This window comes from Streptomyces lateritius (assembly GCF_014649715.1).
In the GTDB taxonomy this organism is placed as follows: Bacteria; Actinomycetota; Actinomycetes; order Streptomycetales; family Streptomycetaceae; genus Streptomyces; species Streptomyces lateritius.
The window spans coordinates 95,728-114,874 of the sequence record NZ_BMTO01000021.1 but is presented as its reverse complement, the minus strand read 5'-3'; the positions used below and the strand labels follow the sequence as shown (position 1 = coordinate 114,874).

At 66.9% G+C, this 19,147-nt stretch carries 14 protein-coding genes and 1 pseudogene; 4 read left to right on the top strand and 11 right to left on the bottom strand.

What is annotated here, in order from left to right:
- Window positions 1-781 (bottom strand): hypothetical protein (locus tag IE136_RS35265; protein WP_194497714.1); only part of this gene is annotated, 781 nt, incomplete at its 3' end.
- A 230-nt stretch (window positions 782-1,011) separates the two neighbouring features.
- Window positions 1,012-4,299: a VCBS repeat-containing protein gene (locus IE136_RS32415; protein ID WP_189602133.1), complete on the bottom strand. Its 3,288-nt coding sequence runs from the start codon at window positions 4,297-4,299 to the stop codon at window positions 1,012-1,014.
- A gap of 292 nt (window positions 4,300-4,591) precedes the next feature.
- Between IE136_RS32415 and IE136_RS36520 the strand changes: the two genes are divergently transcribed.
- The gene (locus IE136_RS36520; protein ID WP_189602132.1) at window positions 4,592-11,731 is read left to right on the top strand and encodes an HYD1 signature containing ADP-ribosyltransferase family protein; all 7,140 of its coding nucleotides are present in this window, start codon (window positions 4,592-4,594) and stop codon (window positions 11,729-11,731) included.
- 1 nt (window position 11,732) lies between these two features.
- Window positions 11,733-12,023, top strand: a complete 291-nt coding sequence (locus tag IE136_RS32405; protein ID WP_189602130.1) for a DUF6881 domain-containing protein — start codon at window positions 11,733-11,735, stop codon at window positions 12,021-12,023.
- 171 nt (window positions 12,024-12,194) lie between these two features.
- Here IE136_RS32405 and IE136_RS32400 read toward each other — a convergent pair.
- Window positions 12,195-12,383: pseudogene (locus IE136_RS32400) on the bottom strand (site-specific integrase); the annotation flags it as partial.
- Between the two features lie 267 nt (window positions 12,384-12,650).
- Between IE136_RS32400 and IE136_RS32395 the strand changes: the two are divergent.
- Window positions 12,651-13,334, top strand: a complete 684-nt coding sequence (locus IE136_RS32395; RefSeq protein ID WP_189602128.1) for an HNH endonuclease family protein — start codon at window positions 12,651-12,653, stop codon at window positions 13,332-13,334.
- Window positions 13,335-13,492: 158 nt separating this feature from the next.
- Here the strand turns inward: IE136_RS32395 and IE136_RS32390 are convergent, their stop codons facing one another.
- The 4 genes from IE136_RS32390 to IE136_RS32375 form a co-directional block, all read right to left on the bottom strand.
- Window positions 13,493-13,747, bottom strand: a complete 255-nt coding sequence (locus IE136_RS32390; protein WP_189602127.1) for a hypothetical protein — start codon at window positions 13,745-13,747, stop codon at window positions 13,493-13,495.
- A complete protein-coding gene (locus tag IE136_RS32385; protein ID WP_189602125.1) occupies window positions 13,747-13,959 on the bottom strand; it encodes a hypothetical protein in 213 nt (70 codons plus the stop codon). The genes IE136_RS32390 and IE136_RS32385 overlap by 1 nt, the downstream gene beginning before the upstream one ends.
- A 66-nt stretch (window positions 13,960-14,025) precedes the next feature.
- Window positions 14,026-14,496, bottom strand: coding sequence for a hypothetical protein (locus IE136_RS32380; RefSeq protein ID WP_189602124.1), 471 nt, complete (start codon window positions 14,494-14,496; stop codon window positions 14,026-14,028).
- A gap of 4 nt (window positions 14,497-14,500) precedes the next feature.
- Complete coding sequence (locus IE136_RS32375; protein WP_189602123.1) at window positions 14,501-14,884, bottom strand: hypothetical protein; 384 nt, start codon at window positions 14,882-14,884, stop codon at window positions 14,501-14,503.
- Window positions 14,885-15,445: 561 nt separating this feature from the next.
- On the opposite strand from IE136_RS32375, the gene IE136_RS32370 reads away from it, so the two are divergent.
- On the top strand, window positions 15,446-15,916 hold the full coding sequence (locus tag IE136_RS32370) for a hypothetical protein (protein WP_189602121.1): 471 nt from the start codon (window positions 15,446-15,448) through the stop codon (window positions 15,914-15,916).
- A 19-nt stretch (window positions 15,917-15,935) separates the two neighbouring features.
- Here the strand turns inward: IE136_RS32370 and IE136_RS32365 are convergent, their stop codons facing one another.
- The 4 genes from IE136_RS32365 to IE136_RS32350 all read right to left on the bottom strand — a co-directional run bounded on the left by IE136_RS32365 (window position 15,936) and on the right by IE136_RS32350 (window position 19,109).
- Entirely contained in the window at window positions 15,936-16,613 is a 678-nt protein-coding gene (locus tag IE136_RS32365) for a hypothetical protein (protein ID WP_189602120.1), read from the bottom strand.
- Between the two features lie 236 nt (window positions 16,614-16,849).
- The gene (locus IE136_RS32360) at window positions 16,850-17,473 is read right to left on the bottom strand and encodes a GIY-YIG nuclease family protein (RefSeq protein WP_189602119.1); all 624 of its coding nucleotides are present in this window, start codon (window positions 17,471-17,473) and stop codon (window positions 16,850-16,852) included.
- A gap of 98 nt (window positions 17,474-17,571) precedes the next feature.
- Window positions 17,572-18,600, bottom strand: a complete 1,029-nt coding sequence (locus IE136_RS32355; protein ID WP_189602117.1) for a hypothetical protein — start codon at window positions 18,598-18,600, stop codon at window positions 17,572-17,574.
- A gap of 212 nt (window positions 18,601-18,812) precedes the next feature.
- The gene (locus IE136_RS32350; protein WP_189602116.1) at window positions 18,813-19,109 is read right to left on the bottom strand and encodes a hypothetical protein; all 297 of its coding nucleotides are present in this window, start codon (window positions 19,107-19,109) and stop codon (window positions 18,813-18,815) included.
- Window positions 19,110-19,147 lie beyond the last annotated feature (38 nt).

Here is a 19,147-nt window from a genome sequence, read left to right as displayed (position 1 = left end):
AGAAGCCGAAGTCGTAGATGTCGTAGCGCGTGAGTGCTTGGAATCGCAGGGCGTACTGGGCTTGGGGGCTGGTCAGTTCGTAGCCGATGGTGTGGTCGCCCGGCGCCAGGTCGCACGCGAGGTTCGGAGGAGCGGACAGCAGTGTGGTCGCGGTCACCGTGCAGGTGGCTCCGGGGCCGGTGGTGAGGCTGCCGATGCGGATCGGTTCCGGCGTACGAGTCAGCTGGCCTTCGGCCAGGGCGAAGCGGAGGAGCAGCCTTCCGGCATCGTTGGCGTGAACGCGGAGCTGCTGGCGCACGCTTCCCCCGGCGGGGAGTGCCGGCAGGTCGAAGTCGACGGTGTTCAGGGCGGCGTGCGCGGCGGTCTTGACGGTGAGGACGGCGCTGCCGTGAGTGGCATCCGCGGGACGCGCTCCGGCGGTGCGGGCGGCCTCGATGCCGGCGTTGAGGTCACCGCCCCTGGGGACGTAGGCGAAGCCCCAGTAGACGGCTGTCATGTCCGCCGCGTCGTTGGGGATGAGGAACTGTGGCCGCGTATCAGCGGGGCCGCACACGTAGACGGCGACGAGCCCTGCTACCTCCGTGCAGTCGTTGCGGTTCGCGATGAACCCTGCTGGGACTCCTGCACCGTCACCGGCCGGTCCGGTCAATGGCTTGGTGGAGAAGGCGATCACGGTCTTGCCGTCGGCGGTCCCGGACTCCACCTTCGGGCCCAGGCGGGGTGCGGTGCCGGGGGCCGCGGCCTGGTCCTGCGTGGAGAGCCGCACGGTCTCCTCGGCCATGGACGGAGTGGGGTTCGCGAGGGTTGCCACGGTCAGAAGACCGGTGGCGGCGCTCAGGGTGGCTATACGGCGTGCTGCTCTTTTCACGGAATCCTTCACGGGCTGCGGTCTGCTTGATGCGGTCGTCGAACTTGGAACGGCGCCTGCCGCCGGGGGTAGGGGCGGTGGGCAGGGGCGGGCCGCCCTCTCGGAGGGCGGCCCGCCCGCTGGATGCGCCAGAGGGGCTGGAGCTAGTAGATACCAGTGATGGCCGTGGCCCAGCCAGAGGTTCCCGCGAGGTGGGGAGGCCGGCCGGTGGTGGGGCCGCCGGGGTAGGCGAGGAGGCAGCCGGTGGGGCAGAGCGTGCTGGTCCAGTTGCCCGCTTCGTCCACGTAGGACACGGGTGTGCTGGAGTCGGCGGGGGTGGTGGCCCAGAAGTCGCCGTACTCTTCACCAGTCGTGGGCTCGAACTGCTTGAAGTTATATGTGGTGGTCTCGCCTGTGTCTTCCTCGTAGTCCTCGACGTAGGCGTTCTTGATGGTGCCCTGGATGTTGCCGGGGGAGGTGAGGTAGGGCCGCTGGTTCCAGCCGCCGCTGCCGTATTCGGAGCGGGCGCCGAGAGAGTAGGTGCAGGTGTCGGGGCATGTGCCGGTGATTTTGCCGGGGTAGAGGTAGAGCTTGCCGTCGGCGGGGTTGCGGCCCACGAGGTCACCGATGCCGTCGCCGGTCAGGTCGTCCATGGCGAGGTTGGTGAAGTCCCTCCATCCGTTCGTGCCGAGCGTGGTCGGTTCGGCATTGAACGGATGGGTTTGGTCCTGGCCGCCGCCTGCGACGGTGTTGCCGCTGTAGAGCAGCAGCGCGCCGTTGACGCAGTTCGGGGTTTCGGCGCTGTCCCAGACGCATTCGACCGTGATGAGGTCGTTGCCGGGCTTCCCGTCGATGTTGCCGGGCATCACCATCTGCCGCAGGCCGCCCCAGTCGCTCTGCGAAGGATGGATGAGCTCCTGGCGGGAGTAGACCCAGGGTGAGCCGAGACCGTTGCCGGGGTAGAGGTAGAGCTTCTTGTCGGACAGGCGTACGAGGAAGTCTTCGTAGCCGTCCGCCGCGGCCGTGGCGCCGGCCATGCTCTGCAGGTCGCCGCGGTGGGCGATCAGCGCCCCGCCCCATCCCCCGGTACCGATGTTCCGGGCTGCCGCCATGGAGCTGAGGGTTCCGTTGCCTGCGTAGAACAGCAGCTTTCCGTTGGGGTCGGTGGCGACGAAATCGGCGTAGCCGTCGCCGTCCAGGTCACCGCGGCGGTCGTGAGAGGCGCCCTCAGTGAGCGGGGTGGTGCCGGGCTCGTAGACGAACTCGGACATGATCGTGGAAAGCCGCACCGCGTCGACTCCGCCGTCGAGCGGGGAGTGATTTCCGGCGGCGTCGTAGGCGAGGACATAGAGAGTGCTGGAGGGGTACCCGGAGGGGGTCACGGTGACGGTTGCCGTGTTGCTGGCGTCCGTGCCTGCGTTGACCCAGGTTCCGTGGGCGCAGCGGGCGCCGTCGACGGACACGTAGTGGTCCATGCGCCAGCAGTAGCCGGTTACGTCGGCCACCGTGTTGGTGAAGCGGAGTGTGATCGGCTTGCGGGCCGGGAACTTGTCAGCCGGCCGCGGGCTGTTGTCGGGGTTCGTCGTCGTGCCGTCTTCGTCGGCGGCACTGCCGTCGAGCTCTCGGACGGTCACAGCCTGGTTCGGGCCGATACGGTCGACGGTGAAGGAGCAGGCGGCGGTGGGCGCGCTGGCGGGCCCTTCCTTGTCCTCGGCGTAGACGGTCCAGGTGTAGGTGCCGTTGACGAGGTTCTTCGCCGGCATCGTGACAGATGCCCACTGGCCGCTGTTGACCGATTTCCAGTTAGCGTTCGGTGCGAAGGTGACCTGTGCGCCGCTGGAGTTCTTGATGTGGAAGATGGCGGTCACCTTCCCGCCGTCGCGGTCGCTGACCTTCGCGGTCAGGGCGATGCCGCTGTTGCCGATGGCCGAAGCGCAGGGGACCGGCTTGTTGCCGTCACCGGATTCAATCCAGGAGCCTTCGTAGGCGGCGTGGCTGTTGACGGTGGGCTTGAAGTTGTAGTTCACCTCGAGGACGGGGTTGTTGCGGAATCGCTTGAAGCTGTTGACGTTGCCGAGGTAGCTGTCGGGGACGCGCAGACCGAAGACGAGCGGGTCCCAGCCGCCGTTGGCTGCTTGCTGCACGTAATTCGTCAGCGCGGTGCTGGTGAAGTCGTGCCCGAGGTCTCCGGGGCAGAACTCGTCGTTGCCGCCGGCGAAGGAGCCGTCGTCGAGCTTGCTGCCCCAGTAGCTGCCCTGGGTGCTCCAGGTCGGGGTGGTGGTGATGTCCTTCGCGGACCACAGCTCCGTGGGGCCCGCCGTGCTGGCGGTACACGACCAGGTGTGGGTCTGGATCACGGCGAAGGTGGCGCTGTTGATCGTGGCGCCGTGCAGGCCGCTTGTGTTCATGGCGAAGAACGAGCGGGTGTTGCCGGCACCGTTGAACCCGACGCGCGGTTCATCCGCGGGGGTGGAGGAGTTCCAGCCCGATCCGTTGGGGTAGGAGGCGCTCGGCGTCGCCGAGTACACCACCGCCCACTTCTCCCGGTAACCACCGCTGAAGATGGGGTCGATGACCAGCGGGAACTGGTCTGCAGAAGCGAGGAGCCCCGCGTCGGGGGTGAGCGTCAGCGTGCTGCCGGTCACGTCTGCGGCGACCGGGGCGCTGTCGGGCGCCTCGGATTCCGAGACCGAGTCGGCGGACATCGCAGACATCCCGGTCAGCTGGGTTCCGGCGCCCCCTTGCTCCTCCTCGGGTGCGACCGCGGGCTGCTCCCACATCTTGGGGCCGGGGGCGCTGAAGACGATCTCGCCCGCTTCGTCCTTGGCCAGGAGCTTGTTGTCGGCGGTCTCGGTGAGGCTGACGCCGTCGGTCTGGACGCCGAGCTTGATGCTGCGCAGCGCCGGGTTGGCGGCGGCCTCGGGAGTGTTGACGACCAGGTGCTGGGCGAAGCCGTCGATCTCTGCGGTCAGTTTCAGGTCCACACCAGGGAGGACTGAGGGGTAGGTCGCTGTGTCGCCGTCCAGGACCGGCTCGGGCAGAGCGGTGGGCCAGGTCAGGGCGAGCTTCTTGCCCTTCTTGACCATCGTGGCTAGCGGCTGGGTGCCGCCGCCGGAGAAGGCGATGGAGAACGCCGGGGCGGCCGGCGTGAGCGATCCGTCGGTGCTCTTGATGAGGGTCGGATCGGTCTGGCGCCACCTGCCCTCAAATCGCGTCCACTTCGCGGTGGCGTAGGAGCGGCGGGTGGTCGAGCCGTCGGGGTTGGCGAAGAACTCGGAGGTCTCCTCACGGCGGTCGATGATCTCCACGCGCCGCCCAGTCCGAGCGGCCTCCGCGAAGGCCGCCTTCTCAAACCGGGCTGCCGGCTCCTGGGCGTCGCTTCCGGCCGTGACGGCGGGGGCGGCGGTAGCGGTCTCGGGCAGGGCCACAGCCGCTGAGACGGGCAGAGCCATCGAGGCGGCTATCGCCAGAGCGAGCGATCTGCGCCCGCGTCTGGATCTGGTGGTTCTCATGTTCCTGGAATGCCTTTCCGGAGGGCACGGCTCTCTTTACATCAAGAAAACAATTCTTGTCTCTCCTGGGGGCGGACTCTATCCCGACGGCGGTCGTGTCGGTATGTCAGGTAGTCCTCTGCTGCGTTTCGCTGAGGCAGGCTCGACATGCACAAGCGGAATTATGGAGTCCGGTTACTATGCGTTCAGCAAGTTGCGGTATTTGTCCCTTGTTCGATCGCAAAGTGCCTGGTTGGACAGTTGGTCAGCTCTGCAGGGGACCGTTCGGGATTGCGGCCCCACAACTGACAGATCCGGAACCTGTCTTCACATTTTTGGTTGCCAAATCGGCGTGTGCCGGGGTTGGATGCATCGATCATCTGACTTTGATGCATTTACCGGGGCGGGGATTTCCATGTTGTTGGGCCGTGGCTTTGCCATGCCTTTTTGCAGGCGCCCGCAAGGGCGAGCGGTTGAGAAAACACGGACAGGGATAGTCGGAATCCTTTCCGTAACTCTTGGTGTTTCCCTGCTTTCCGCGCCCGCGTGGGCCACGCAAGCCGAGGCTCCAGGGCCTCCGCCCGTACCGAAGGCCGAATCGGTCGAGGGAACCGATTACTTCCCCAAGGGCCTGAAGAAAAGACCCAAACCGCCCAACTCATGGGCCCCGCCCCCAGTCACCTGGCCCACCCCCGCCACACAGACGCTCACCCTCCAGGCCGGGTCGCAGGACACCGCGACAGTTGGCGGGCTGCCGATCCGGCTCAGCCCCGGCACGTCACCCGCCAAGAAGACCGCCAACGGCCCCAGCAGTGTCGAGCTCGCGGTCAAGGACCGTGCGGCCGCGCAGAAGGCGGGGGTCGAGGGCCTGCTCATGTCGCTGCGGCCCGACACCGCTGGTGCCGGCCCCGTTGAGGTCGAGGTTGACTACTCGGCCATCCGCGGCGCGTACGGCGCCGGCTGGTCCTCTCGTCTGCGCCTGGTGACGCTTCCGGCATGTGCGCTGTCGACCCCGGACAAGCCGGAGTGCCGCAAGCAGACGCCGCTGGCGACCGAGAACAACTCGAAGAACCACACCCTCAGCGCCACGGTCACGACCAAGGGCCCCACAGCCCCTCTGGCGCAGGCAGCCAACGGCTCGGCGAAGTCGTCCTCCTCGCTGTCCACGCTTTCGATGAACACGGCCGGCGCCACGGTACTGGCAGCGACGGCCGGTGCCAGTGGCAGTGAGGGCTCGTTCAAGGCGACCTCGCTCGCCCCGTCCGGGTCCTGGTCGGCTGGCGGGAACTCGGGTGGATTCGGCTGGAGCGTGCCGATCGACGTTCCAGCAGCCCCCGGTGGCTTGGCGCCGAAGGTGTCCCTGTCGTACAACTCCTCTTCCGTGGACGGCCGCACCTCGTCGACGAACAACCAGCCTTCGTGGATCGGTGAGGGGTGGGAGTACTCGCCCGGCTTCGTCGAGCGCCGCTACGCGTCGTGTGAGAACGACAAGCAGGGTGGCAACAACACTGCCAAGACCGGCGACCTGTGCTGGAAGTCGGAGAACGCGACTCTCTCGCTGAACGGCTCGTCCAACGAGCTCGTCTGGGACGCGACGAAGAGCACGTGGAAGCTCGAGGGTGACGACGGCTCGCGCATCGAGCGTGTCTACGACAGCGAGCCCAACAACTCGGGTGACGAGGACTACGAGTACTGGAAGGTGACCACGCTCGACGGAACCCAGTACTGGTTCGGCAAGAACCGCCTGCCCGGCTGGAGCGCAGAGACCAACTCCGTCTTCACCGTCCCCGTCTACGGCAACCACGCCGGCGAGCAGGGCCACGCAAGCGACTACACCTCCTCTGCCGAGCAGCAGGGCTGGCGCTGGAACCTCGACTACGTCGTCGACCCGCACGGCAACGCCATGGCCCTCTACTACAGCAAGGAGCAGGGCTACTACGCGCAGAACAGCAAGACCGCCACACCCACCGCCTATACCCGCGGCGGTTACCTCAACCGCATCGACTACGGCCTGCGCGCCGGCGCCCCGTACCCGACGAACCCGGCCGGCCGCGTGACCTTCGGTACTGGCGACCGCTGTCTGTCGAACTGCACCTTCGACGAGGCCCACGCCACCAGCTGGCCCGACACGCCGGTCGACCTGAACTGCACCGCAGGCACCGAATGCCTTCAGGCCTCACCCTCGTTCTGGTCCAAGCAGCGACTGCGCACCATCAACACCTTCTCCCTCGTCGGCAGCACTCTGCAGCCGGTCGACACCTGGACGCTGGAGCAGTCTTTCCCCGCCACCGGGGACACCTCCACGCCGTCACTGTGGCTGGACTCCGTGCAGCGCACCGCCAAGGCCGGTGCTCTCGCTGACATCACCTTGCCGAAGACCGTGTTCGGCGGTGAACTGAAGGCGAACCGGGTCGACGCGGCCGAGGGCCGGCCTGCGCTGAACCGCAAGCGCATCACGGCTGTCACCAACGAGACCGGCGGCCAGACCGTCGTCACCTATAGCCCCGTCGAGTGCACTCCGACCAGCCTGCCGACGGCGGCGGACACCAACGCCAAGCGGTGCTACCCAGCCTGGTGGACTCCGGACGGTGCGGTCGATCCGGTCAAGGACTGGTTCCACAAGTACCTCGTCACCAGGATCGACGAGAACGACACCACCGGCGGCAGCGGCTCGCAGTCGAAGACCACCGCCTATGAGTACGCGGGTGGCCCGCACTGGCGCCGAGACACGGGCGAGTTCACCCTGGACAAGCACCGCTCCTGGAACGTCTTCCGCGGCTACAGCACCGTCCGCACCTACACCGGCGCCACCAGCCGGGTGAAGAGCGAGAAGACGTTCTTCCTCGGCATGGACGGCGACACTCTCGCCAGCGGCGCCGCGCGCACGGTTCCTACGATCAACGGCATCACCGACCGGGAAGACTTCGCCGGCCGCACCGCCACGAGCGCCACCTATGATAAGGACGGCACCAGCGGCAAGATTGTCACCAGGACCACCTACACCCCCTGGGAATCCGCCGCCACCGCCACCCAGGCCGTGAAGGGCATCACCGACCCCGACAAGCCGAACGATCCCGCACCCACCCTGCCCGCCAAGACTGCCTACCTCGCTGGCACCGTCACGGAAAGGGCAAGCACCCTCCTCGACGACGGAACCACCTGGCGCACCCTCACGACCACCCGGGCCTACGACCCCACCTACGGCCTGCTCCTGAGCGAGAGCGACGACGGCGCCGGCACCGTCGAGGCACGCAGCACCTGCACCGACTACGTCACTCCCGACACCACCAACTGGCTCATCGCCTACCCCAGTGAAGTGACGACCACCAGCCAGAGCCGCTGCGCGACCCTCACCGACAACATCACCAGCAGAATCCGCACCTATTACGACAACCAGGCCCTGAGAGCCCCCCCGGCTTCAGGCAAGGCCGTCGTCACCAAAACCGAGCAGGCCTCGAGCATCGGCCAGGACGGCACCGTCGTCTGGGACACGATCGCCGAGTCCACCTACGACCAGTACGGCCGCGCGCTCACCGCCAAGGGCCAGGACGGGCAGACCACCACCACCGCCTACACCCCCACCGCCGGGGCCCAGCCCACCCTCATCACCACCACCAACCCCAAGGGTCACGCCACCCGCACCAGCCTCGACGGCATGCGCAGCCTGGCCTTGACGTCCACGGACGCCAACAACCGAACCGTCACCAGCGAGTACGACGCGCTCGGCCGCCTGACCAAGGGCTGGTCCGCAGGCCGCGCCACCAGCACGCAGCCCAACGCCACCTTCACCTACAACCTCTCCAGCACCGTCCCCTCCTCTGTCGTCTCCAAGAAGCTTTTTGAGAATGGCACCTGGGGCACCAGCACCACCTTCTACGACTCGCTCCTGCGCGCCCGCCAGACCCAGAGCGACGCCACCGGCACCACCGGCCGACTCGTCAGCGACACCTTCTACGACAACCACGGGCGCGCCCACCTCACGAACGCGCCTTTCTACAACAGCAGCGCGGTCTCGAACGCGATACTGGTCGTCCCGCCCAACCAGATTCCGCAGGCCATACAGAACGAGTACGACGGCCGCGGCCGTGTCACCGCACGCATCCAGCTGTCCTTGAACGTGGAGAAGTGGCGCACGACCCACACCTACGGTGACTACTGGAGCGCCAGCGTCCCGCCGAGCGGTGGTACCGCCACACTGGCCCTCGCCGACGTCCGAGGCAGAACTGTCGAGCAACGCCAGTACAAGGACCGCAACCCGCTCATCGGCGCCGCCCCCACCCAGTACGAGAAGACGGTCAGCTCCTACGACGAAGCAGGCCGGCTCGCCAAGCTCACCGACGCCTCAGGCCGCAACTCCTGGACCTACAGCTACGACCTGCGCGGACGCCAGACCGCGGCGACCGACCCGGACAAGGGCCACAGCACCAGCCACTACGGGACCGACGGCCGTATCCAGACGGTGACCGACGCCCGCGGCACGCTGGCCACCACCTACGACGAACTCGGCCGCAAGAGCAGCCTGCGCACCGGCTCCACGACCGGTCCCAAGCTCGCCGAGTGGACCTACGACAGCGCGACGAACGGTCTCGGCCTCCCGGCGACCTCGACCCGCTACGACTCCTCCATCACCGCGAACGCGGCCTACACCACCAAGGTCAACGGCTACGACACGGCCGGTAACCCCACGGGAACGACCGTCACCGTCCCGTCCGTGACTGGCGAGGAGAAGCTGGCCGGCACCTACACCGTCGCCACGACGGCCACGCCGGTCAGCTCCCTGCCCAAGACCGCCGCCTACAGCACCACCAACACCAACGCCACCACCGCGCTCCCGGCCGAAACGGTCACCTCCAGCTACGGAGCCCAAGACCTCCTCGGCATAGTCGAGGGCGCCCTGTCCACGAGCGCCCATGCATACCTCCGCGGCGCCAGCTACACACCCTGGGGGGAGCTCGCCCAGGCCCAGCTCGGCAACATCGGCAAGATCGTCACCCAGACGCTCACCTATGAGACGTCCACCCGGCGCCTGCTCACGTCCAAGACAGACCGCGAGGCGACGAGCCCCGCGACCCCGTCCAACATCACCTACGCCTACGACCCGGCCGGCAACATCACGGGCATCCGCGACGCCCAGGACGACGGCACCAAGCTCGACCACCAGTGCTTCAGCTACGACTGGGCCCGCCGCCTCACCGAAGCCTGGACAAGCGGCGACGCCTGCGCCACCAAGCCCGTGAACGGCACCGGTACCCCCAACCTCGGCTCCACCGATCCGTACTGGACCAGCTGGACCTTCACCGACACCGGCCAGCGCAAGACCGAAACCCTCCACAAGGCCGGCCCCATCACGGCCGACACCACCCGCACCTACACCTACCCGACCACCACCGGTGCGGACCAGGCCCACGCCGTCCGCAGCGTCACCGCCACCGGCGGAGCCACCGGAACCGACACCTACGCCTACGACGCCACCGGCAACCTCACCAAGAAGACCCCTGCGAACGCCGGACCGGTCCAGGACCTGACCTGGAACGAAGAAGGCAAGCTCAAGACCTCCACCATCTCCGGCGCCACCACCTCGTTTCTCTACGACGCCGGGAACTCCCGCATCATCAAGCGCGAACCCGCCGCCACCACCCTCTACCTCCCTGGCGGTCAAGAACTCGTCCTGGCTAAGTCGACCAACACCCTGGCCGGCACCCGCTACTACGCCGTCCCCGGAGGGTCTGCCGTCCGCACCAGCAGCGACGGCAAGGTCCGCCTCCTCATCGCCGACCACCACAACACCAACACCCTGTCCTTCAGCTCCACCACCCTCGCCTTCAACCGCCGTAAGTCCCTCCCCTACGGCGGACAGCGTGGCGCGGCACCGTTCTTCTGGCCGGGCCAGAAGGGCTTTGTCGGCGGCGACATCGACACCACCACCGGCTACACGCACATCGGCGCCCGCGAATACGACCCAGCCCTGGGGCAGTTCATCAGCGTCGACCCGCTCCTTGAAACCGACAAGCCGCAGACCCTCAACGGCTACGGCTACGCGGCCAACAGCCCCATCACATACGCTGACCCGACCGGAATGTGCCTCGACGCCGGGAACGGCCGCTGCGAGACGGATACCGCATTTCAACCAAATGGGCAGATCAAGAACGACGGAGGAACCGAACCCAAAGAGAAAAAGAACAATGCCGGTGGCGGTGGCACCGGCGGCGGTAGCACTGGTGGCGGTGGCGGTGGCGGTGGCGGTGGCGGTGGCGGTGGCGGTGGCGGTGGCTGGCTCTCAGACTTCGGCAACGCACTGTGGGACGAGGGAGTCAAGTTCACAACCTCGATCAAGGAAACAGTCACCACCGAACTCACAAACATCCGCGACTGCGTCACCCTGAACGGAACCTGCCAGGAAGCAGGAAGCGATCTTTGGAACCGCATCAACCCCGGCAGTCTGATCGCGAGCTCCGCCGAAGGAGTAGTCGGCAGAGTAAGTGAGATCGCAGGCGACCTTTCCAACGGAAGAAGCGCCCAAGGATCAGCAAAGATTGTATTCGACGTAGCCCTAGCCGTAGTGGCGAAAAAGACCTTCAAGGGAAAGTCGAAATGCGACTCAGGGAACAGCTTCGTACCCGGAACCCTCGTCGTTGCAGCTGACGGACGCACTGTCCCTATCGAGGATCTAGTAGTTGGTGACAAGGTCCTGGCCACCGACCCCGAAACCGGTGAGACGGTCGAAAAGGAAATAACCGACACCATCGTGGGGAGCGGCGAAAAGAATCTCGTCCAGATCACCATCGGCCCCGATGGAGCCGAAGGGAAGTCCCAAGCTTCACTCACCGCAACGCACGCCCACCCCTTCTGGGTTCCTTCCCTCCGCAAGTGGGTCAACGCCACCGACCTCACCCCGGGACAGTGGCTCCGGACCAGCGCGGGCACGCACGTACAGGTAACGGCGGTCAAACGCTGGACCCAGCAGAAGACCGTCCACAACCTCACCGTTGCTGACATCCACACGTACTATGTGCTGGCGGGCGAGACTCCGGTCCTCGTTCACAATTCTGGCGGCTGCCCTCCCGAAACCCTCATTCATTACACCGACGAGGCCGGGATGAATGGGATCGTGGGAAGCAAGAAATTGAATGCATCAACCAAGGAGGCGCGTCCGAAGGATGCGCGCTATGGTGACGGGCAGTATCTGTCTGATATCACTCCCGGAACCAAGACCTGTGGACAGCTGTCGCGATGCTTCCTCGGGCACCCATTCTCTGGGCGCCGGTTCACTAACTACGTCGAGATTGACGTCAGGGGATTGAATGTCGTCAAGGGAAGAGACAACGTCTATGTGATCCCCAATCAAGGACCGTTGGATCTGAACGGGCGAATAATCGGTCACGGAGCGAACTGAGATGCGATACCTCAAGGTGCTGTGGAGCCACAACCTGCCTGATGAGCCGATCGAGCTATACAGCGAGATCGACGATGCGGGGTACGAGATCCGCAAGGTGGAGATCTATCGGGACGGGCGTCGGGATTTCGCGGACGGTGAGTCATCCTCGGGAACGACCATGCTCGGGGAAAGTCCGCTTCCGAGCCTGGAGGAGATTGCCGAGCAGGAAGAGTTTTCTCCGTCGCTCATTGAAGGAGTGGACTTTGAAAGAGTCTGGCGTCAAGTCGTAGGTGACTCCAATTACTCCTGATCACGGGTGCGAGTGACCTTCGGCGCTTGCAGTCCTGATCGCTCGGAACCTCGTGCCCTTGATTTCCTGGATTAGAACTCATCCTGAGATCAGGGAAAATTCTGGAAGCCCCGCCGGATTTTGATTCCGGCGGGGCTTCTTGGGTGTCTGACGGCAACGGTGACGGCAACGTCAGCGGACGGCAGCAGTGCCAGGTGGGTCGTCGGTGTCGTCGTCGGTCGGGCTGAGGGCGTTGTTGAGGGTGTCGATGGCCTGGCGCTGGAGGCGGAGTCGCACGTGGGCGTAGACGCCGGCGGTGACGCCGAGGTGGGCGTGGCCGAGGAGTTCCTTGATCACGATGAGGTCGACGCCTTGTTCAAGGCGCCCCGCTGACGCGGGTCGCGCGCGGCACGGCCGCCCACCCGGCCCGCTCTCGGCTCCGCCACCGCGGGCCGGCCAGCGACCAGGCCGCGCAGAGACAGCGCAGCGGTGTGCCGGAAGCGAGGAGAAGCGGGACGCGCGCTGACGTAGCGACCACCGTCCCGAGAGCGTGGCGGACCGTTTCGCCGGTGAACCTCTTCACCCACCCGGCGGAGCTGTACACGAAACCGCTGGTCGCCGACCCGTCTTGGCCGGTATTCAGCTTTCATGATCAAGAACATGGCTCGCGGTCTCGCCGCGCTCTCCCTCGTCCTGACCCCGCTTGCACTGCCCGCCTCCGCCCAGGCCGCCCCCGCCGCACCGGCCGTCGCGCAGACATTCCCGCTCTCCTACGCGATCAGCCAGATCCCTGTCGACGACGAGAGCAGGGCCGGCTACACCCGGGACAAGTTCCGTCACTGGAACACCGGCCTCGACCCGGCCGACGGCTGCAACACCCGGGCCGAAGTCCTCCTCGCCGAGGCGACCGAAGCCCCGGCTGTCGCAACCGGCTGCAAGGTCGGCGAGGGCGAGTGGCTCTCGTACTACGACGAGCAGGAAGTCACCGACCCCGCGAAACTCGACATCGACCACATGGTCCCGCTCGCCGAGGCCTGGGACTCCGGAGCCTCCGCCTGGGACACGAAACGTCGTGAGGCGTACGCCAACGACCAGGACGCGGCCACCAGCCTCGTCGCGGTTACCGCGCGGACGAACCGCCAGAAGGCCGACCAGGACCCGGCGACGTGGATGCCTCCGGCCCCGGGCGTCACCTGCCGCTACCTGGCCGAGTGGACTGCGACGAAGCTCCGCTGGGGCCTGACCGCCGACCAGGCCGAGATCGACGCCATCAAGGTGTACGCCGGCGGCCCGTGCGAGAAGCAGGTCGTCCACTACACCCCGGTCCCGTAGCGGCGGGCTCAACAGCTCGGCCCCGTACCCATGACGGGTACGGGGCCGGCCAGCAGTTCCCCAAGACACAGGGGGCGCTTCCGTTCAGATGAACCCCTCCAGCGTGCCATGACGAACGGTCAGGCATCCCCGGGGTACAGGACGGTGAGGGGCGCGGGTCAGTCGACCTCGACGTACGCGACGAGGATGACGGTGCCGAGCGCGGTCGGGATGTACACGATCCGGACCCGGCTGTCGCGGTACTCCCACTCCATCTTCCCCTCGACCTGGGCGCCGAGCCGGTGGTCGAGGGAGAGGCGGACGATCGCCGGGTCGAGGATTTCGCGTTCGGCGTCGGTCATCGCCTCGATCTGCTGCTCCGCAACGTCGTGGAGGACGACGTGGGCGCGCCAGGGGCCGTGCTTGGGTGACATCAGGCGGCGCCGGGCGTACGGGCAGCGTCGGCGTCGCCGAGACCGTACCGGGCCTGCACAGCGGCGTAGGGGGTGGCGTTCGACAGGTCGATGCCCTCGGCGGCGATCTGCTCGAGCGCGTAGGCGAGGAGTCCTTCGCCGGCTGCGGCGCGCTCGCGGGCGGACTCGCGCAGCTGCTGCTGCTCGTCCTCGTCGAAGATGAGGTGCGCCACGGGTCCTCCTTGTTGTCGGTTACGCCCGAGGCTAGCGCAGCGGCCCTGCCCCGGGCACGGGGACGGTCAGACCGTCTCAGCGGGCTCCTCAACCTCGGCCCACGAGGGCTTGAAGTCCGGGTGGTCCTTCCACAGGTCGGCGGCCTGGGTCATCGCATCCCAGCAATGCCGCACTCCGTACTCGTAACCGAGATCCCTGCGGGCCATCGCCACACGAGCCCTGTCCGCCAACGTCAGGGTGAGGTTGAACACCGTGTGCGCCATGTTCACGAATCGCTCCGGGGAGTGCTCCTCCCACCACTTGGAGCCCTTTCGTTCGCCATCCTGGCGAGCGGTCTCGGACACAAGGCCTGGGCGCAGGAAGTGAGGGGCAAGGGTCATTCCTGCACTGTCGCGGAAGTAGTTCATCTGCCCTGCGGTACCGGCTTCCTCACGCGTCCGTTCCCAGACGAAGTCCGTGAGCTCTTTCAGGTCCACCTCGGTGGGCACGTAGTCGTGGCCGTCGGTCGGCGTCGGCTCGGGCGAGGTCTCAGGCACTGGGTCAGGCCTTCCGGTCTGGGTCGGCTGCGTTGATCTGGGCCAGCCAGGCGGTGAGCGTCGCCTGGTCCACGGCCTCGAGGGTGGCCAGCAACGTCCCGATCGACTGTCGGTAGACGGCATCCTTCGCGGCCATCCCGGACGGCGTGATGGTCATGCTGAACGCCTCGAGGATGTCCTCGCTCAACGGCTGCTCCTCGATGGCACGCTCACCCCACGCCTGGCCCTGAAGGGCGCCCCACGCGGCCCGTGTGAGGCCGGTGTGCATGTGATGAGCGACCGTCCGGAGGTGCGCGATGTACTCGCGGAGCTCGTCGGGGCTGCTGACCGTCTGGCCGGCCTCGATCCAGACGTCGTCGCCGAGGTCGTCGAGGGAAGGGGTGTCCATGGCATGAGCCTAGGGTTCGGCCGGGGGCCGTGTCCGGGGGTTCGCGGCAGGACACCCGGCATGAGTGAGGGAGGGATCCCCCCGTACCGCCGGTGCCCCCGTCCAGAGCGCGGACCGGGGGCACATGGGGCGGGCCGACGAAGCGCTCACCCGTAGGTGAACCACCGCCGGCCACCGTAGCGGGCAGCGGCTACTCCGGGGTGGGCTCCCCGCGGAGAGCCTGACCCACATGGGCCTGACTCAGACCGATCGTCCGGGCGATCGTCTCCCGGTCCACCCCTCGCTCGTATGCGGCGCGCATCGCAGCGTTCCGGCGGGCAACGAGGGACTTGCGGCGGTCGCGGGACGCGACCGTCCGCTGGAGAAGGCGCGCCCAATGCAGGAGCGCGCGGCCAGTCCACAGGGTCAAGGGTCGGGGTGCGGGTGCGGTCGGATTGGCCAACAGGTCCCCCTCGCGATCGACACGGGTGTCGACACCGAAGGTGACGGGCAACCATGCCCGGCCACAAGGGCGTAAAACCAGCCGTCGCAACAGGTGGGACGGGTGGGATGATCCACCGCATGAGTGAGTGGGGGATCGCCCTGATCGCCGCCGGGTCGGCCATCTTGGGCAGCATCACGACAGGGTTCTTCGCGTTGAAGGCTGGCCACCGCCAGGCCGAGGGGGCGGAGAAGGCGGGCCTCGCGCAGGCGAATGCGCTGATAGCCACCGTCCAGGCCACCCTCGACGAACAACGCCGCGCCCGCGCGGACGACCGCCGGCGACAGGTATATGCCGAACTCCTGACTGCCGGATCTGAATGGCAGGACAGTCGCGAGGCGGACAGCGGTACACGGATGGTGAGCGCCTTTGGTCTGGTTGAGCTCGAGGGACCTCTCGAGGGACCTTCGGACGTCGTTATGGCTGCCCTTCGATACCTAGATGCGGTCAGGCAGTATGCCCGTTCTGCGGGGAACCCAGAGGTGGTGGTAACCACGCGCACTGCCTACATCAGCGCCGTGCGTAGGGCGCTCGCCGAGGACGCGACCTGACGGCAAACTGCCTGCGCTGCTACAGCGGGTCGGGGCCGCACAGCCCGCAGTTCCGCTTCTTCGAACCCTTCAAGCGCAGCTCCTCGGCCGTGTACAGCTTCGGCAGCCGGGGCCAGTAGACGTAGCCAGGGTCCGCTCCCGCCTTCGCAGCCTTGATGGCGCTCTCCAGAGAGTCGACGCTCCGCTCAACCGTGTTCAGCGAGGAACAGTCCCAACGGTGAAGCCGGGCGCCGCCCGATCCGATGGCGTAGGTCTTGCCCTGCTCGACTTCCTGCTGCCAGCGAGCGATGTCGGCTCGGGCTTGATTGCGGATGTCGCGAATGTGCGAGCAGGGCCGGCACAGGCCCTTGATGTACTCGCAGGAGCACCCGCCGCAGTCCTGACACGGAACGCAGGCGTGGGTGCGCTGTTCCGGCAGTAGGGGCGACTCGTGGACTGTGATGACCTGCCCGGCGCCGACGTGGTCCTTCACGTCTGCAGCGCCCACGGCCTCGAGTTCATTGAGGAACGGCGCCAGTTCATCGACGGACGACAAGCCGGCGAGGTGAGCGACTTCGTCCGGCCCGGTGTCCGTATCCAGGCAGGCCAGGAGCAGGGCGTAGACGAGGCGGGCAGTCGGGCTCAGGGTCTCGTTGGTCAGGACGCTCCGGTCGATCGTGACAACGGGGCTGGGGCGGCCGAATCGGCGGACGGGCATGGGCTCTCCAGGTGCGCGAACGGTCGGACCATGATGACGCGCGGCACCGGCAATAGCCGCACGTCTTGACGGAATGGTGGTCGAAGCAGCGGCGAGTGGTTCTAGGGGGTGCGGCGCAGCAGGCGGCCGGCCTGGGCGACGGTGGGTCTCGCCGATCGCCGTTGTCTCCCCGGGTTCTGCGCGGCTCGCGCGCCACTCGGAGTCCATGGGGACGCGGCTACGGCCCGTAGATGAGATCAGGAGCCTGCGGGACGGGACCGCGGGCCGAGCATGTAGTAGTTCACCTCGCAGTCGTCGATCCCCGGAATCGTGAACAGCGGCTCCTTGCCGCCTCTCCCAAGGTCGCGGCGGTGGACGAGCTCCCTCATGGCCACCCTCTTCCACACGTACGCTTCGACGATGTCGAGCGGCTCCTCCAGTGCTTCGGCGGCTTGCTGAATCGTGAAGTGCTTTCGGGTGCCGAAGCGTTCTTCCAAGACGTAGCTCCGCCGCAAGCTTGCCTGGATCTTGGTCATGTCTGGAGTGCGCTGAGTCAGCCCGCGCTCACGCCTCGCTGTGCCCGGCGCCCGTCGAGGAGCCGGCAGGAGCTCTCGCCCAGCGGACGTTGCCGCGCACTGAACAACTTCCGCCGGATCTCCCAAGGCGGTCAGGTCGAACCATTCCCCGCGCACCCGGTAGGCGGCGAACGTCGCGTGGAGGTGTCCCTCGAGCTCTCTGTTGCCCTGGTGACTCCACAGGAGTACGAGGGGGTTCGGGTTGCCGGTCTGGAGCGCGGTCAGCCGGAGGCTGAGGTCGTTCGTGGTGCCGATCTTGACGATGGACGAGCCCTGTTCGCCGATCACGTAGACGTACGTGGTCATCGTTCCCCCTGATCAGGTTGAGCGGGTCGGTGGATGGTGGCGTACGGCGCTGACAGGCCGTACGCCACCAGGAATGTCCAGCCGGAACGCGGCGAGCTCTATCGGGTGCCGCTGCGGATGGCCTCGAAAGCGGCCCTGACGGCGGCCATGCCGTCTTCCGAGGGCACGATGCTGGCGGGGCGCTCGGGAACGTTGCTGAGGCGCTCGCGGCGCTGTCCAGGCAGCCGCGACGGGCCGCGGCGCGGAAGGTCGTCCACGCGGCGGGCGAGGACGCTGGGGTAGCTCTTGATGCCCTCGGGGGCCTCGGTGAGCTTCTTCGCCAGATCGGCGTCCAGTTCCCAGCCCTGCTCGGCGATGGCTTCGATGAGCTTAGGCGCGAGCTTGCGAGCGGTGGCCCGGCCAGCACGCCACGGGTTCGGGAGCTCCTGGAGGAAGTCGTAGGCGGCCTGGAGCTTTTCGTCGTTGCTGGCGGAGCTTGCCCCCTCCCCCTCCTTCGCGCGGTCAGCCGACTTGAGGGGGTAGGGGGAGGAGGTTTCCACCTCCTCCGGGGGGTGTGGGGGGTGAACGTCGGATCGCGGGGTTTCCGCATTCCGGCCGTGACCAGGGGAAACGTCGGTTTCCGAATCGCGGGTTTCCCGCAGTTCGCTTCCGGATTGCGGGTTTTCCGCAGTTCGGCTGTGACCAGGAGAAGCGCGGGTTACCCGCAGTTCGGAGGTGCCCGAATCGCGGGTTTCCCGCACTTCGGCCCTGACCTGCATGGACGCGGTGATGCCCAGATCGACGTACTGCTCGTTGTTGGCGGGGTTCCGGTACACGCGGGTCACCCACGTCGGCCGCTTCGCCGCCTCGTCGTACACCGACACCCGGGCCAGATGGCCAGCATTGGTCAGGCGGCCGGCGATCGCGGTGTACCGGTCCTTGCCCATCTTCCAGCCCTGTGCCTGGAGGTCCTGACGGATCGCCTCCATGGTCGACGGGAGGCGCGGGTCCCGAAGCAGGAGCTCCGCCAAGACGCCGACGTCCTCAGGCTGAAGGCCCGGTGTACGCACAAGCTCACGCCGCAGCACCACTTCCTCCGGGGCTTCCCACGCCCGCTCCAGGTAGCTGGAGCCGAATTCCTCGCTCACAGCCCACCGCCGTACGAGGGCTTCATCGTGGGGGTATCACTTGGCAGGTTGCGAAGTGCCGGTACGCTTCTCATCGAGAGCGACCCTTTCTCTGGGAGAGAGACGTTCGTGCAGCGGACGACCACCCGCTGTTGTGCTTGGAAGGGCCGGCTGAGCTGCGAACTCGCCGGCCCTTCGCGTGTTCCAGTGCTGCTGGTGAAGCCGTAAGCGGCTCATCCGGAGCCACCCGGCTTGGCGCGAGGCTTCTTGTCCCGGCCGCGGCCACGCGGGTTCGGCGGCTCTTTCTCTAGGTACGCCAGGAAGACGTCAGTGGGCATCGCCCGAGCGTTTGCGATGCGCTCGTATGGCGTCTGGCCAGGGCGGTCGCCGAACGGCCAGGACTCTCGAGACCGTGCGATGTGGCGAACGGAGTCGGCGGTTGCCTCCGGGTCAATGCCCAGCACGCGGAGAAGCTCGGCGCCGGTGGCGAAAGTGACGAACGAAGGCAGGGTGGCGCGGCGCTCGCTCATGCGATCACCAGAACCTTGAGGAGACTTTTCACGTCTCC

What these genes read in the sequence shown, in the direction of transcription:
- IE136_RS32415 (WP_189602133.1), bottom strand. Translation starts at nt 4,299, where the DNA reads ATGGCTCTGCCCGTCTCAGCGGCTGTGGCCCTGCCCGAGACCGCTACC.
- IE136_RS32405 (WP_189602130.1), top strand. Translation starts at nt 11,733, where the DNA reads ATGCGATACCTCAAGGTGCTGTGGAGCCACAACCTGCCTGATGAGCCG.
- IE136_RS32395 (WP_189602128.1), top strand. Translation starts at nt 12,651, where the DNA reads ATGATCAAGAACATGGCTCGCGGTCTCGCCGCGCTCTCCCTCGTCCTG.
- IE136_RS32390 (WP_189602127.1), bottom strand. Translation starts at nt 13,747, where the DNA reads ATGTCACCCAAGCACGGCCCCTGGCGCGCCCACGTCGTCCTCCACGAC.
- IE136_RS32375 (WP_189602123.1), bottom strand. Translation starts at nt 14,884, where the DNA reads ATGGACACCCCTTCCCTCGACGACCTCGGCGACGACGTCTGGATCGAG.
- IE136_RS32370 (WP_189602121.1), top strand. Translation starts at nt 15,446, where the DNA reads ATGAGTGAGTGGGGGATCGCCCTGATCGCCGCCGGGTCGGCCATCTTG.
- IE136_RS32365 (WP_189602120.1), bottom strand. Translation starts at nt 16,613, where the DNA reads ATGCCCGTCCGCCGATTCGGCCGCCCCAGCCCCGTTGTCACGATCGAC.
- IE136_RS32360 (WP_189602119.1), bottom strand. Translation starts at nt 17,473, where the DNA reads ATGACCACGTACGTCTACGTGATCGGCGAACAGGGCTCGTCCATCGTC.
- IE136_RS32350 (WP_189602116.1), bottom strand. Translation starts at nt 19,109, where the DNA reads ATGAGCGAGCGCCGCGCCACCCTGCCTTCGTTCGTCACTTTCGCCACC.